Raw genomic sequence first — 13,595 nt, forward strand, 5'->3', positions numbered from 1 at the left:
TCCTTGGTGTTCGGCTCAATCATCGGCCAGCGAGCGAATGATGGGGCAATCCGGGCGGTCATCGCCACTGCAGCAGTCTGCCAGCTCGGCCAAGGTATCATGCATGGCCTGCAGATCCCGTATCTTCTCTTCCAGCTCCCGCAGGTGTGCGGCGGTCAGTGCCTTGACCTCGGCGCTGGAGCGCGAACGGTCCTGCCACAGAGTAAGCAGATGGCCGATCTGCTCCATGCTGAAGCCCAGCCGGCGCGCGCGCTGAATAAAACCCAGCGTGTGCAGGTCGCGCTGGCTGTATTGGCGATAGCCGCCTTCGCTGCGCGGCGGTGCAGGCAGCAGTCCGATTTTCTCGTAATGCCGAATCATCCGCGGGCTGAGCCCGCAGGCCTCGGCGGCCTGGCTGATATTCATGCGTCCTCCGGCTTCCAGCGCTTCAGTAGCAGCGCATTGCTGACCACACAGACGCTGCTGGCGGCCATCATCGCACCGGCAATCATCGGATTCAGCAGACCCACCGCTGCCAGCGGAATGCCCAGGCAGTTGTAGACGAAGGCCCAGAACAGATTCTGGCGAATCTTGGCGCCGGTCCGGCGTGACAGCGCCAGCGCCATCGGTACCAGCGCCGGATCGCCGCGCATCAGGGTAATGCCGGCGCTGTGCATGGCCACGTCGGTGCCAGTGGACATGGCCATACCCACATCGGCACGGGTCAGTGCAGGGGCATCATTGATGCCGTCACCGATCATGGCGACGATCTTGCCCTGCTGTTGCAGGCGCTCGATTTCACCGACCTTGTCGGCCGGCAGCACATTGCCGCGGGTCTGATCAATGCCCAGCTGACGGCCGATGTGCTCGGCAGCATTCTGGCTGTCGCCACTGATCAGCAGGGTCTCGATGCCCTGGCGCTGGAGCCGGGCGACGGTCTCTGCGGCGTTGTCCTTGAGGCTGTCGGCGAAAGTCAGCATGCCCAGCACTCGGTCCCCCTGAGCCAGCCAGGACAGGCTGGCACCGTCTGCCTGCAGAGCCTGCGCCTTATCCATGTAGGCAGACAGATCCAGTCCCTGTTCCTCCATCAGGCGCGCATTACCCAGCCAGGTGGTCAGGCCATTAACCTCGCCGCGGGCACCGCGTCCGGCCAGCACCTGCAGGTCCTGTGCGGCCTCGGTGCTCACGCCATGTTCGGTGGCGTAGTCACAGACCGCTCGGGCCAGCGGATGTTCAGCCTGTTGCTGAATCGCCAGTGCTGCGCGCAGTACCTGATCGGCACTGGCTCGGTCCACAGCTTCAATGTGGGTCAGGCTGGGTTTGCCGCGGGTCAGGGTGCCGGTCTTGTCGAATACCACGGCAGTAACCTGGCGAGCCCGTTCGAGCGCTTCGGCGTCGCGGATCAGGATGCCGTGCCGCGCGGCTACCCCGGTACCGACCATGATCGCCGTGGGCGTAGCCAGGCCCAGTGCACAGGGGCAGGCAATGACCAGTACGGCGATGGCATTGAGCAGCGCGGCTTGCGGGCCGATCAGCAGGCTGCCGATGCCCCAGGTCAGCAGGGCAATGATGATCACGACTGGTACAAATACGGCGGCGACCCGGTCTACCAGGCGCTGGATCGGGGCCTTGGAGCTTTGCGCGCTTTCAACCATGCGCACGATCTGCGCGAGCAGGGTGTCCTTGCCGACTGCTTTAGTACGAATCACCAGCAGCCCGTCCTGATTCAGGCTGCCGGCGCGTACCGCATCGCCGGGGCTGCGGTCGACGGGCAGGCTTTCACCGGTCAGCATGGATTCGTCAACGTGGCTGCTGCCCTCGATTACCTCTGCATCGACAGGGATGCGCTCACCGGCCCGGACGACCAGTTGGTCACCCGGAATGATCTGGCTCAACGGCACTTCACGCTCGCCATCGGCATCGCGCAGCCGCGCCACATCGGGACGCAGTGAGGTCAGGGCGCGGATCGCCTCCAGCGTCTGCCCCTTTGCGCGGGTTTCCAGATAGCGCCCGAGCAGGATGAAGGTGACGATGGTCGCCGAGGCTTCGTAGTAGAGGTGAGGCGAGTGGCCGCCGCTGGCGAACAGGTTCCAGCTGCTGAGCAGCCAGCCGGCGCTGGTGCCGAGCACGACCAGCAGGTCCATATTGGCCGTGCGATTGCGCAGCGCATGCCAGGCGCCCTGATAGAAGCGGGCGCCAAAGACAAACTGCACCAGGCTGGCAAGAATCAGCTGCAACCAGCCGGGCAGCATCCAGTGACCGGCGCCAAGCAGGGCTGGGATCATGGCCAGCAGCATGGGCGCGGTCAGCAGCGCAGCGCCAATCAGCCAGCGGCGCTCGCTGGGCAGATTCGGGCCGCTGTCGGCGGCGGGTCGCGCGTCATCCAGCCACTGCCCGGGATAGCCTGCCTTGCGCAAGACGCGCAGGATCTCGTCGCTGTCGGTGCCGTCCAGCAGGGTTACTCGGGCCTGCTGACTGGCAAGATTGACCTGGGCCGAGAGCACGCCTTCAACCGCCTGAAGGGCCTGCTCGGCGCGGCGCACGCAGCCGGCACAGGTCAGTCCCTCCAGTTGCAGCTGGGCTTCCTGGGTCCGCGCCGGGTATCCGGCCTGACTCAGCGCCTTCTCGGCGTCGGTCAGGGTGGCAGGCGCATCCAGGCTGATGCGCGCCGTTTCGGCGGCAAGGTTGACGGCGACCTGATCAATGCCGTCAACATTGGCAAGAGCGGCCTCGACCTTGCCCACGCAGCTTGCGCAATGCATGCCGCTGATGTGGAGCGTGAATTCAGTCATGGGGTGACTCCATTACGGTTTGTATGCGGTCAGCTTGAACCCTGACATCATGTCAGAGTCAAGTGCCCTAACCGACTTCCGTCAAAAGCCGAATGGCGGGCTGCCACCGTCGCCCAGCTTCAGACCCACCTTGAGGATCCAGTCGTTGTCCATGGCGGCAACCACCCAGGTGTGACCCTCCCACTCGATCTGATCGCCCACCACCGGATGACCGCCGAACTGGCGGCTGAAAAACGCCGCCAGGCTGAGCTGGCGCATATCCTCCGGGACGGCGAAGCCATAGAACTTGCCAACGTCGCCCAGTGTGGCCTCGCCCTCGAGGATGAAGTCGCCGAAGAAGCTGCGGTTTTCCAGATAGCGAGGCGGTTGCGCCTTGCTGAACAGTTTTGACAGCGCCGGCAGATCGCGCGGCCGCCCCACAACGCAGAGCACATCGCCCAGAGCGAGCTGAGTACTGCCGGTCGGGTGCATCAGATGATTGCCGCGGAACAGTGCGGCAATGCGTGTCTCTCCGGGCATCTTCAGGTCCCGAAGGGCAACGCCCACGCACCAGTTGGCGTTGTCCAGCTGGTAGATCAGCAGTTCAAAGTCGCCGTCGATGGCGGTATCCAGACTCGTGCGCTGCAGCGGCTCGGGCTGCGGCGGAATCTCTACCTTGCACAGGCGTGCAGCCAGCGGCAGTGAAGACCCCTGCAGCAGCAATGAGACCAGCACCACCACAAAGGCCAGGTTGAACAGCAGCTGCGCCTGCTCGAGCCCCGCCAGCAGGGGGAAGATTGCGAGGATGATCGGCACCGCGCCGCGCAGGCCGACCCAGGCGATAAACAACCGCTCGCGCCAGGAAAACACAAACGGGATCAGGCAGATCATGACCGCAATCGGCCGGGCGATGAAAATCAGGAATAGCGCAATCAACACCGCCGGCAGGGCGATGATGACCATTTCACTGGGCGTTACCAGCAGACCCAGCATCAGGAACATGCCGATCTGGCTGAGCCAGGCCATACCGTCCTGCACCTGCAGGATATTCTGCAGGTTGCGTACCCGGTTGTTGCCCAGGATCAGCCCGGTCAGATAGATGGCGAGAAAGCCGCTGCCGCCAATCTTGTTGGTCGCGGCAAACACCATGATGGCGCCACTGGTGATCAGCAGCGGATACAGGCCGGCTGGCAGCGTCACCTTGTTGACCAGCCAGACCAGGCCGAAGCCGCCGGCCAGCCCGCAGAGTGCGCCGATGCCGAACTGTTCAATCAGCAGCAGGGCGAAGGACCAGCTGAAGCTGGTCTGGCCGCTGGCAAGCATTTCGACCAGGGTAATGGTCAGGAAAATCGCCATCGGATCGTTGGAACCCGACTCGATCTCCAGCGTTGCGCCAACCCGTTGTTTCAGGTTCAGCCCCTTGCCCTGCAGCAGCGAGAACACCGCAGCGGCGTCGGTGGAGCCGACGATGGCACCAAGCAGCAGGCCCTGCAGCCAGTGCAGCTCCAGCAGCCAGGCGGTAAGCGCACCCGTCAGCGCGGCGCTGATCAGCACCCCGAGGCTGGCCAGGGACACGGCGGGCCACAGCCCCACCCGGAAGTTTTCCACCCGTGTGCGCATGCCGCCATCAAGCAGAATGATCGCCAATGCCAGGCTGCCGATCAGAAAGGCGGTGTTGGCATCCTCGAACTGAATACGGCCAATACCGTCCACCCCGGCCAGCATGCCGATGATCAGGAAGATCAGCAGTAGCGGGATGCCCAGACGCGACGACAGCGAACTGGCGAGCACGCTGAAGCAGAGCAGCACGGCACCGATCAGAAAGAGGGTGTTGATATAGTCCATGGGAGCAGCTCGGAGCGGGTGGATGGAACGCGTTCACTATATCGTTTATGGCCCGGAGCGGTAAAAAAATTGCTGTATAGTCAACGCATTGCAACGTAGGGAGAAAGCAGGATGGATGCGGCATTCTGGCATGAGCGCTGGCAGCGCGGGGAAATCGGGTTTCACAAGGCGTCAACCAATCCGCTGCTGCAGCGCTGGTGGCCGCAGCTCGGAGTCGATGCAGAGGCTCCGGTTTGGGTACCTTTATGCGGTAAATCGCTTGATCTGATCTGGTTGCGCAGCCAGGGGCACCCGGTTCGGGGCGTTGAGTTGGCGCGCAGCGCGTTGGAGAGTTTCTCCGACGAGCATGGGCTGGATTTGCAATGGCAAACGGAGGGGGAGTTTGAGGTAGCCGAGGGCGCCGGTTTTACGCTGTATTGCGGCGATGTCTTCGCACTCCGGCCCGAGCATCTGCAGGGAATCGGTGCAATTTATGATCGCGCCGCGCTGATCGCGCTGCCGCCGGAAATGCGTGCGCGTTACGTTGCCCATCAACGCGCACTGCTGCCCGCGGGCTGGCGTCTGCTGCTGGTGACCCTGGATTATCCGCAGGAGCAGCGCCCCGGGCCGCCTTTCAGCGTGTCCGATACCGAAGTACGGCAACTGTACGCGGGCTGCAGTATCGAGGTGCTCGAAGAGAAGGATGTATTGGCCGATCACGCCGTGTTTGCCAGCCAGGGCATGCGTTCGCTGACCGAGCGGGTGTATCTGATCGCCGACTAAGCCGTGTCGGGGCTGCTAGACTGCGGCACCGACTGTTCGCTGCGGAGCCCTCATGCTGGCCGCCCTTGCCTTACTCTATAAACTGTTGCCGCTCTATGTGACGGTTGGTCTTGGCTGGCTAGCCGGCCGCTATCTGGATGCCAGCGGCAGGCACATTGCGGGCATCATGATGTATATCGTGACGCCGTCGGTGGTGTTTTCCGGGGTGATGCACGCGCCGCTGTCTGCTGAAGTCATCCTGCTGCCGTTTCTGACCTTCGCGCTGTGCAGTCTGACCGGCTGGGCGCATTTGCAGATTGCCAAACGCTGGTTTCCAGGGGCCGGCGCCAACATGATTCCGCTTGCGGTCGGAACCGGTAATACCGGTTACTTCGGTATTCCGGTTGCGCTGTTGCTGTTCGGTGAGCAGGGGCTGGCGATTTATATCGTCTGCATGCTCGGCACCACCCTGTTCGAAAATTCCGTCGGGTTTTATCTGGCCGCGCGCGGGCGCTACGGCATTCGGGACTGTCTGCTCAAGGTAGTGCGGCTGCCGTCGTTATACGCCTTCTTTCTGGCGGTTGGCCTCAACAGTGCCGGCCTGCAGATTCCGGATGCATTCGAGCCGCTGTTCGATAACCTGCGCGGTGCCTACAGCGTATTCGGCATGATGATTATCGGTATGAGCATTCTGAGTTTCCGCGGTCTGGCCGGAGACTTGCGCTTTACCGGGCTGGCGCTGCTGGGCAAGTTCGTCAGTTGGCCGTTGCTGGCGCTGGCATTCTGCGCGCTGGATGCCCGTCTGTTTCAGGTCTACGACGTCGCCGTCTATCAGGCGATCATGCTGATCTCCATCACCCCCATTGCCGCCAATACGGTTGTCATAGCCACGCTGCTCGACACCCATCCCGCGCAGGTTGCCGGCACCGCGCTGCTCAGCACGCTTGTCGCGCTGCTGTACATTCCGCTGATGAGCGCCTGGCTGTTTACAGGTGCCAACTGAGACCAGTCTAAGACTTCTTTGTAAGCGCCCTGTTTTTTATGAGAAAAACAACTAAAAAGCACTCATGCTTTAGCGCTCATGGTCGATACTCATTTCAGGAAGCAAAAAATTGACGTGTGCGTGACGGCGCGCGTTGGCTGTTGTCGGTGTGATGTTTAATGATCCAAGCCGAGCCTGCCTCCAGGGCGTTATCGCGGACTCGTCCTTTCGAGTCCTGCCTGCCGTGCTGACAAGAGTGAAAAAGAGCCATGCTTAGTGTCTTCCGTGATTTGAGTTTCCGCTGGAAATTGACCCTTCCCATTCTGATTCTGGCCGCATTGTTCGTCCTCCTTGGACTGTCCGCATTCTGGGCTGTCTCCAAGGTTGAGTCGCGCCTGGTACGTCTCTCGACCGACCTGCTGCCGCGCAGCTCGGTGGTGCTCGAAGCCGATCGAGACATGTATCAGGCGTTGGCGGCCGAGCGGGCCATTATTGAAGGCGTGGTCTCAAGCGGGCTGGATGCAGAGCACACTGACAACATGCAGCAGGCCAGTGATCGCATTGCGCGTTACGCGGCTGCTACCAAAACGCCGGAAGGGCGTGCGCTGGCGGATGAATTCGCCAGGGCGTTTGCTGTCTGGAAAGCCACCTCAATCGAGAACGTCCGGCTGGCACGTTCCGGCGACGCAGCCAGGGCGAGTGATAGCAGCTACGGTCAGGGTTATGAGCAGTTTTCGCGGGCGCGTGAGCTGATCAACAAGATGACCGAGCTGATCAACCAGCAGGCTGAAGCGGAAGCGGCTGAAGCTGAAGCGGATGTCGCTGCAAGCCATGCTCGGGTGACGGTGGTGCTGGCCATCGGTGCAGTTGTATGCTTTCTGATGATCGTATTTTTCCCCGGCCTGATTACCAACCCGTTGCGTGAGCTGCTGCAGCGCATTCGCGACATTGCAGACGGCGAGGGCGACCTGACCCGCCGTGTGGTGGTGCACTCCAACGACGAGTTGGGCCAGCTGAGCAAGGCATTCAACGCCTTTCTGGAGCAATTGCAGGGACTGATTCGCGACGTTGCCGAATCTACCTTGCAGGTCGCCTCGGCCGCAGAGCAGATGAGTGCAATTGCCGAGGGGCAGGAGAAACTGGTCAACGAGCAGTACATGGCGGTAGATCAGGTCAGTACCGCAGCGACGGAAATGAGCGCTGCCATCCACGAGGTTGCCGACAACGCGCATAGTACTGCTGATGCCGCCCGTGAGGCAGACCGTCAGGGGCACTCTGCGTCCGATGTGGTGTCAGCCACCATGAACGATCTGCGACGCCTGGCCGCCGATGTTGAAGAGGCTGCTGGTGTGATCAACAATCTGGAGCAGGACACCGACAAGATTGGCGGCGTGCTCAGTGTGATCGAGGGTATTGCCGAGCAGACCAACCTGCTGGCGCTCAACGCAGCCATCGAGGCCGCCCGCGCCGGAGAGCAGGGCCGCGGCTTTGCGGTGGTGGCCGACGAGGTCCGTGCACTGGCGGCGCGTACCCAGGACTCCACCCGTGATATCCAGCAAATGATCCAGAAGCTGCAGAGCGGCACCGGACAGGCTGTTGCCGTCATGCAGCGTGGTGCCCAGCTCGCAGCACAGAGCGTCGAGAAGGCCGGTACCACCGAATCTTCGCTGAACGAGACTTCCGCCTCCGTCATGCGCATCAACGACATGGCGGCGCAGATCGCCGCTGCGTGCGAGGAGCAGAGTCAGACCACCGAAGATATCGCCCGCAACATCAGTGGCATTCGTGATCTGTCCAACCAGTCTGCGCAGTCGTCTCGGGAGAGTCGTGATGCCAGTAACGTGCTCGCACGCCTGGCTGCCAACCTGCAGCAACAGGTTGGTCGCTTCAAAACCTGATATTCGGGTTGTAACTTGAGCATAAGCCGTTACAATAGCGCGGCCTGAGCAAGCTCAGGTCGCTATGGTGGCCCCACCGGTCCCCTCGCAATGATCAGCCGTGAACCCGGTCAGGCCCGGAAGGGAGCAGCCGCAGCGGTCATATCGTGTGCCGGGGTGTGGCTGGTGGGGTTGCCTCCAAATATTTGATTTATAAGGCTTTTCTGCTGTTTCTTGTGCAGGTGGTACAAGAGGTGGTACATGCAGGCCTTACCCTCATATCTCCAGCTTTCCCGTCACTCTGTCTTCTACTGCCGTGTTGCGGTGCCGCAATCGTTGCGTCCGGTCATTGGCAGACGCGAGATTCGTCGTTCGCTCAATACCCGCTGTCGTCATTAAGCCTTAGACGCAGTCATGCCCGTTATCCGTCAAGCGAAGGGTGTCGGCGGTTCTATGCTGAGGTTGCTCATTCAGGTGGGTTGCACAGGACAGCGCCGGACCTTGAGCGTCCGGCGTTGTCCTGATGCGGTAGATCAGACGCGGAAGCGTCCGATCAGCTGTTGCAGGTCGCTGGCCAGGCGTGCGAGCTCTTCGCTGGTAGCTGCGCTCTGCTCCGACGCCGTGCTGGTTTGCTGTGCAATATCGCTGACGTTGTTGATATTGCGATTGATCTCTTCTGCCACCGATGACTGCTCTTCCGCGGCCGACGCGATCTGCACGTTGAGATCATTGATGCGGGTCACGGCGTCGGTGATCGCCAGCAGGCGATCGCTTGCCAGGCCAACAGCGTCTACCCCTTGTTTGGCTTTGTCGCGGCTGATCTGCATCACGCTGACCGCTTCGCCAGTGCCTTCCTGCAGGCGGGTGATCATTTGCTGGATTTCGGATGCGGACTGCTGGGTACGCGAGGCCAGCGCTCGGACCTCGTCGGCCACCACCGCAAAGCCGCGCCCCTGTTCGCCGGCGCGAGCGGCCTCGATGGCCGCGTTGAGCGCCAGCAGATTGGTCTGCTCTGCGACGCCCTGAATCACCGTCAGCACCGAGCTGATGCTGTCGCTTTCCTGTTCCAGCCGCTGGATAACCTGGGCGGCGCGCTCCACTTCCTCTGCCAGGGATTGAATGGCATCGATGGTGCGGGTGGCCAGCTGGCGGCCCTGCTGGGCTTCCTGTTCGGCCTGATGTGACGCATCGGCGGCCTCGGCAGCATTGCGCGCCACGTCCTGCACTGTGGTGGTCATCTCGTGCATCGCGGCCGCTACCTGCTCGACTTCATGCTGCTGCTGGCGCACGCCGCTGCCGGTTTGCACGCTGATTGCCGAGGTTTCCTCGGCCGCAGCGGCAAGTTGGCCACTGGAGCCGGCCACCTGGTTGATGGTGTTCTGGAAGCGTTCTGCCATGCGGTCGAAGGCCTGGCTGATGCGTCCCAGCTCATCGGTTCTGCGGTCGTTGGCGCGGCTGGTCAGGTCGCCGTCGGCGAGCCGGGTGCTGGCCAGCTCCAGTCGGGTGACGGAAGCGCTGATACCGTGAATGATGCTCCAGGACATCAGCAGCAGTGCGGTGAGGGCGACCAGGGTAGTAATAGCCGCGATTATCAGCGTGTTCTGATAGCTGGTTTCGGCGTTCTGGTACTCCTGCTCGGCGATGGCGCTCTGCAGCTCGAGCAACTGCTCGAGTGTGCCGGTCAATGTGTTGGCCTCCGGCCGCAGCGTGGTCAGCAATATTTGGTTGGCTGCGGCAAAGTCCGCTTGCCGCAAGGCCGTAAGTGCAGGCATTACACCCTGGGTCAGCATGCGCCCAAGCTGCGCATCGACGGTGTCACTGAGCTGCTTTTCCTCTGCCGTGAGCTCGGTTGCGAGGTAGGCTCTCCAGTCGTTCTTGATCAGGCCTACCGCCCCGTCGACTTCATCCAAATGCTGGTCCAGCGGATGCTGGTGGCTGCTGCGCAGGGGATGGCTGGGGTTATGCTGAGCTGACAGCAGCAGTTCTACCTGAATGGTCTGTACGGCCAGTTCAATGCGCCCCAACTGGCCGGTGGGAATCAGTCGATCGTGGTAGACCGTTTTGAGGGATTTGGCGGCATTGCTGAGTGCGTTTACCGAAACGATGCTCAGTATGATCAGTAGAGTCAGGGCAAATGCGCTGAGGATGGTCAGGCGTAGCTTGATGGACAGATTACTCAGGGCCGACATGAGTTGGCTGGATCCTTTAAGTGGAATATTGAAGGAGCTCGCTGCAGCTGGCGAGACAGAATGGGCAGGCCCTCGCCCCGGCCGGATGCGCCCGGTCGTGATGCCTGATGCGGACTGTCATGGGTAACAATCGCCGGCATTGGCGTCTTGCGCTCGCATTGTAGCCGCTGCTTGGGTACATTACTCGCTCGCTTTAGATCAACGGATACCAACAGAGCCAATGAGTTATCAGGTACTAGCCCGCAAGTGGCGGCCCCGCCTGTTCCGCGAGATGGTCGGCCAGACCCATGTGCTGCAGGCCATGATCAATGCGCTTGATAACAACCGGCTGCACCACGCCTATCTGTTTACCGGTACCCGCGGGGTCGGCAAGACCACCATCGCCCGGATTCTTGCCAAGTGTCTTAACTGCGAAAGGGGCATCAGCTCTGAACCCTGCGGTCAGTGCTCGGCCTGTCTGGAGATCGATCAGGGCCGGTTTGTCGACCTGATCGAGGTGGATGCGGCGAGTCGCACCAAGGTCGAGGACACCCGCGAGCTGCTTGAGAATGTGCAGTACGCGCCGTCGCGCGGGCGCTTCAAGGTCTACCTGATCGACGAAGTGCACATGCTCTCCAGCCACAGCTTCAATGCGCTGCTGAAAACGCTGGAAGAGCCGCCGGAGCATGTCAAGTTTCTGCTGGCAACAACCGACCCGCAGAAGTTGCCTGTCACCATCCTGTCCCGTTGCCTGCAGTTCGCGCTGAAGAACATGCCACCGGAAAAAGTGGTGGAGCATCTTCGTCACGTGCTGGGTGAGGAACAGATCGGCTTTGACGAGGAGTCGCTCTGGCTGCTCGGGCGTGCGGCTGATGGCTCAATGCGCGATGCGCTCAGTCTGACCGACCAGGCGATTGCCTTTGGCAATGGCCAGCTGCGGGTTGAGCAGGTGCGCAGCATGCTGGGTACCATCGACCATGCTCAGGTATTTGGCGTGCTGGACGCGCTGGTTGCCGGTGATGCCCGTGGCCTGATGGCCGCCGCGGCGCAGTTGGCAGAGCAGGGCGTGGATTTTGCCGGTGTGCTGGCCGAGCTGATTTCAACCCTGCAGCGCGTAGCCATGGCGCAGGTGGTGCCCGAGGCAACGGACAACAGCCTGGGTGATCAGCAGCGTGTGCTGGCGTTGGCCGGCAAGGTCAGCGCCGAGGATGTGCAGCTGTTCTACCAGCTCGCCCTGCATGGCCGCCGTGATCTGCCTCTGGCACCGGAGCCGCGTGGCGGTTTCGAAATGGCGCTGCTGAGAATGCTGGCGTTTCGCCCGGGTACGCTTGCTGATGCCGCCTCCGGTGGTATTACGGTGACGCCCGGCGCGCTACCGGATCAGTCAGCGCCGCCAGAGCCGGAAAAGTCGATAGGACCCAGTTCAGCCAGCACTGAGTCCGCACACACCAAGGCGCCAACCGCTGAGTCGGTTGCCGCTCCTGCAGCTGTCGCTCAGACTCCTGCTGCACCTGCACCTGCACCTGCACCTGCACCTGCACCTGCACCTGCACCTGCACCTGCACCCGTGGTGTCGCCTGAAACAGTTGCTCCGGTGTCGCAGACAGAACCCGCGCCCGCGCCGGCAGCCCCGTCAGCCGAGGTGCCCGAGCATCCTGCGCCAGAAACACCACGTCCGCTGAACCCGAAGGCGCCGTATCGGCCACCGCAGGACGAGCCGCCAGCAGACTGGCTGGATGGCCCGCCGCCTGACGACAGCGGTGTGGATCGTGATGACGAGGACGATCTGGACGCCAGTCAGTACATCGCCGATTGGCAGCCTGAATCGACGGATGAGGCTGCTGTTGACGAACCCGGCGATGAACTCAGTGATTTGCCCCCGGCCAGCGGTTTGGCGGCCGAGTGGTTGGGGCTGTTTGATCAGCTGGGCCTGTCCGGTCTGACCCAGAGTATCGCCGCGCATTGCCAGTTGGTCGCGCGCGACGGGGGGCGCTGGACACTCCATCTGGACCCGGGCCATAGTGCGCTTTACAACGAAAACCACCGCAAGCGTCTTGAGCAGGCAATCGCTGCCGTTACGCAGGCGGATGTGGCGCTGACAGTTGATGTGTCTGCGCCCACCCAGGAAACGCCAGCGGTTGCCGCCGCCCGCCGCAAGGCGGCGCGTCAGAAGGCGGCCGAACTGAGCATTCATAATGACCCGATGGTCCAACGACTGTGCGCGGAGTTTTCCGCGGAAATTTGTGCGGATACGATTCGTCCGATTGACGAGCCCGCAAGCTGATACTGGAGGATAGCGTCATGATGAAAGGTGGCATGGCAGGCCTGATGAAGCAGGCCCAGCAAATGCAGGAAAAAATGGCCAAAATGCAGGAAGAGCTGGCCAATATGGAAGTCACCGGTCAGTCCGGTGCCGGTCTGGTCTCGGTTGTCATGACCGGTCGCCACGATGTGCGCCGCGTCAATCTGGATGACAGTCTGATGCAGGAAGACAAGGAAGTGCTGGAAGACCTGATCGCGGCCGCGGTGAACGATGCTGTGCGCAAGCTGGAGCAGGCAAACAAGGACAAAATGTCCGGCTTTACCGCGGGTATGAATCTGCCCGACGGCTTCAAGATGCCGTTCTGATCGATGAGCTTCAGTCCGCTGATTCGTCAGATGGTCGACGCCCTGCGTGGTTTGCCGGGCGTAGGGCCGAAAACTGCCCAGCGCATGGCCTTGCATCTGCTGGAACGTGATCGTGCTGCAGCGGCTCACCTTGCACATGCCCTGCAGGCGGCGGTTGAGGGTGTGGGATATTGCCAGCGCTGCCGCACCCTGAGCGAGACCGAGATTTGCTCGCTGTGCAGTGATCCCCGCCGGGACGACCGCCTGCTCTGTGTGCTGCAAAGCCCGGCTGATGTCTGGGCGGTCGAGCAGGCTGGCGGATTCAACGGACGCTACTTTGTGCTCAAGGGCCACCTGTCGCCGATTGACGGCATGGGCCCTGAGGAAATCGGCGTGCCGGCGCTGCTCGATTGTATCGAGGGGCGGCCGGTAGACGAGATCATTCTGGCGACCAACCCGACCGTGGAAGGCGAAGCCACCGCCCATTACATCGCGGAGTTGCTGCGCCCGCGCGGTATTCGGGTATCGCGTATTGCCCACGGCGTGCCGCTCGGCGGCGAGCTGGAGTATATCGACGGCGGCACCCTGGCCCACGCGCTGGCCGGTCGAACGCCGATCCTCTGAG

Annotated in this window: 11 protein-coding genes and 1 other RNA gene; 8 read left to right on the plus strand and 4 right to left on the minus strand. The window is 62.0% G+C overall.

The window, feature by feature from the left end; genetic code table 11:
• Positions 1 to 15: 15 nt before the first annotated feature.
• The 3 genes from cueR to ACZ5WQ_RS01495 all read right to left on the minus strand — a co-directional run bounded on the left by cueR (position 16) and on the right by ACZ5WQ_RS01495 (position 4,595).
• Positions 16 to 405: a Cu(I)-responsive transcriptional regulator gene (gene cueR / locus ACZ5WQ_RS01485; RefSeq protein WP_088276676.1), complete on the minus strand. Its 390-nt coding sequence runs from the start codon at positions 403 to 405 to the stop codon at positions 16 to 18.
• The gene (locus ACZ5WQ_RS01490; RefSeq protein WP_464382983.1) at positions 402 to 2,771 is read right to left on the minus strand and encodes a heavy metal translocating P-type ATPase; all 2,370 of its coding nucleotides are present in this window, start codon (positions 2,769 to 2,771) and stop codon (positions 402 to 404) included. Before ACZ5WQ_RS01490 ends, cueR begins: the two co-directional genes overlap by 4 nt.
• A gap of 81 nt (positions 2,772 to 2,852) precedes the next feature.
• Positions 2,853 to 4,595 (minus strand): potassium/proton antiporter, encoded by a 1,743-nt coding sequence (locus ACZ5WQ_RS01495; RefSeq protein ID WP_464382984.1) that lies wholly within the window; start codon positions 4,593 to 4,595, stop codon positions 2,853 to 2,855.
• A gap of 111 nt (positions 4,596 to 4,706) precedes the next feature.
• Here ACZ5WQ_RS01495 and ACZ5WQ_RS01500 point away from each other — a divergent pair, with 111 nt between their 5' ends.
• The 5 genes from ACZ5WQ_RS01500 (at position 4,707) to ACZ5WQ_RS01520 (ending at position 8,594) form a co-directional block, all read left to right on the plus strand.
• Positions 4,707 to 5,357 (plus strand): thiopurine S-methyltransferase, encoded by a 651-nt coding sequence (locus ACZ5WQ_RS01500; RefSeq protein WP_464382985.1) that lies wholly within the window; start codon positions 4,707 to 4,709, stop codon positions 5,355 to 5,357.
• Positions 5,358 to 5,409: 52 nt separating this feature from the next.
• Positions 5,410 to 6,339, plus strand: coding sequence for an AEC family transporter (locus ACZ5WQ_RS01505; RefSeq protein ID WP_233049323.1), 930 nt, complete (start codon positions 5,410 to 5,412; stop codon positions 6,337 to 6,339).
• Positions 6,340 to 6,587: 248 nt separating this feature from the next.
• Positions 6,588 to 8,216, plus strand: a complete 1,629-nt coding sequence (locus tag ACZ5WQ_RS01510) for a methyl-accepting chemotaxis protein (protein WP_464382986.1) — start codon at positions 6,588 to 6,590, stop codon at positions 8,214 to 8,216.
• 74 nt (positions 8,217 to 8,290) lie between these two features.
• An RNA gene (gene ffs / locus ACZ5WQ_RS01515) (signal recognition particle sRNA small type) lies at positions 8,291 to 8,387 on the plus strand.
• Positions 8,388 to 8,456: 69 nt separating this feature from the next.
• Positions 8,457 to 8,594: a DUF6538 domain-containing protein gene (locus ACZ5WQ_RS01520; RefSeq protein WP_308444264.1), complete on the plus strand. Its 138-nt coding sequence runs from the start codon at positions 8,457 to 8,459 to the stop codon at positions 8,592 to 8,594.
• A 134-nt stretch (positions 8,595 to 8,728) separates the two neighbouring features.
• Here ACZ5WQ_RS01520 and ACZ5WQ_RS01525 read toward each other — a convergent pair whose 3' ends face one another.
• The gene (locus tag ACZ5WQ_RS01525) at positions 8,729 to 10,384 is read right to left on the minus strand and encodes a methyl-accepting chemotaxis protein (RefSeq protein ID WP_285677945.1); all 1,656 of its coding nucleotides are present in this window, start codon (positions 10,382 to 10,384) and stop codon (positions 8,729 to 8,731) included.
• Between the two features lie 220 nt (positions 10,385 to 10,604).
• Between ACZ5WQ_RS01525 and dnaX the strand changes: the two genes are divergently transcribed.
• The 3 genes from dnaX to recR are packed head-to-tail and all read left to right on the plus strand — an operon-like array spanning position 10,605 to position 13,594.
• Positions 10,605 to 12,647, plus strand: a complete 2,043-nt coding sequence (gene dnaX, locus ACZ5WQ_RS01530) for a DNA polymerase III subunit gamma/tau (RefSeq protein ID WP_464382987.1) — start codon at positions 10,605 to 10,607, stop codon at positions 12,645 to 12,647.
• A gap of 17 nt (positions 12,648 to 12,664) precedes the next feature.
• Complete coding sequence (locus tag ACZ5WQ_RS01535; RefSeq protein WP_088276660.1) at positions 12,665 to 12,991, plus strand: YbaB/EbfC family nucleoid-associated protein; 327 nt, start codon at positions 12,665 to 12,667, stop codon at positions 12,989 to 12,991.
• A gap of 3 nt (positions 12,992 to 12,994) precedes the next feature.
• The gene (gene recR, locus ACZ5WQ_RS01540; RefSeq protein ID WP_228247256.1) at positions 12,995 to 13,594 is read left to right on the plus strand and encodes a recombination mediator RecR; all 600 of its coding nucleotides are present in this window, start codon (positions 12,995 to 12,997) and stop codon (positions 13,592 to 13,594) included.
• The last annotated feature ends 1 nt before the right edge of the window (position 13,595 follow it).

This window comes from Halopseudomonas sp. T1L2, from assembly GCF_055397385.1.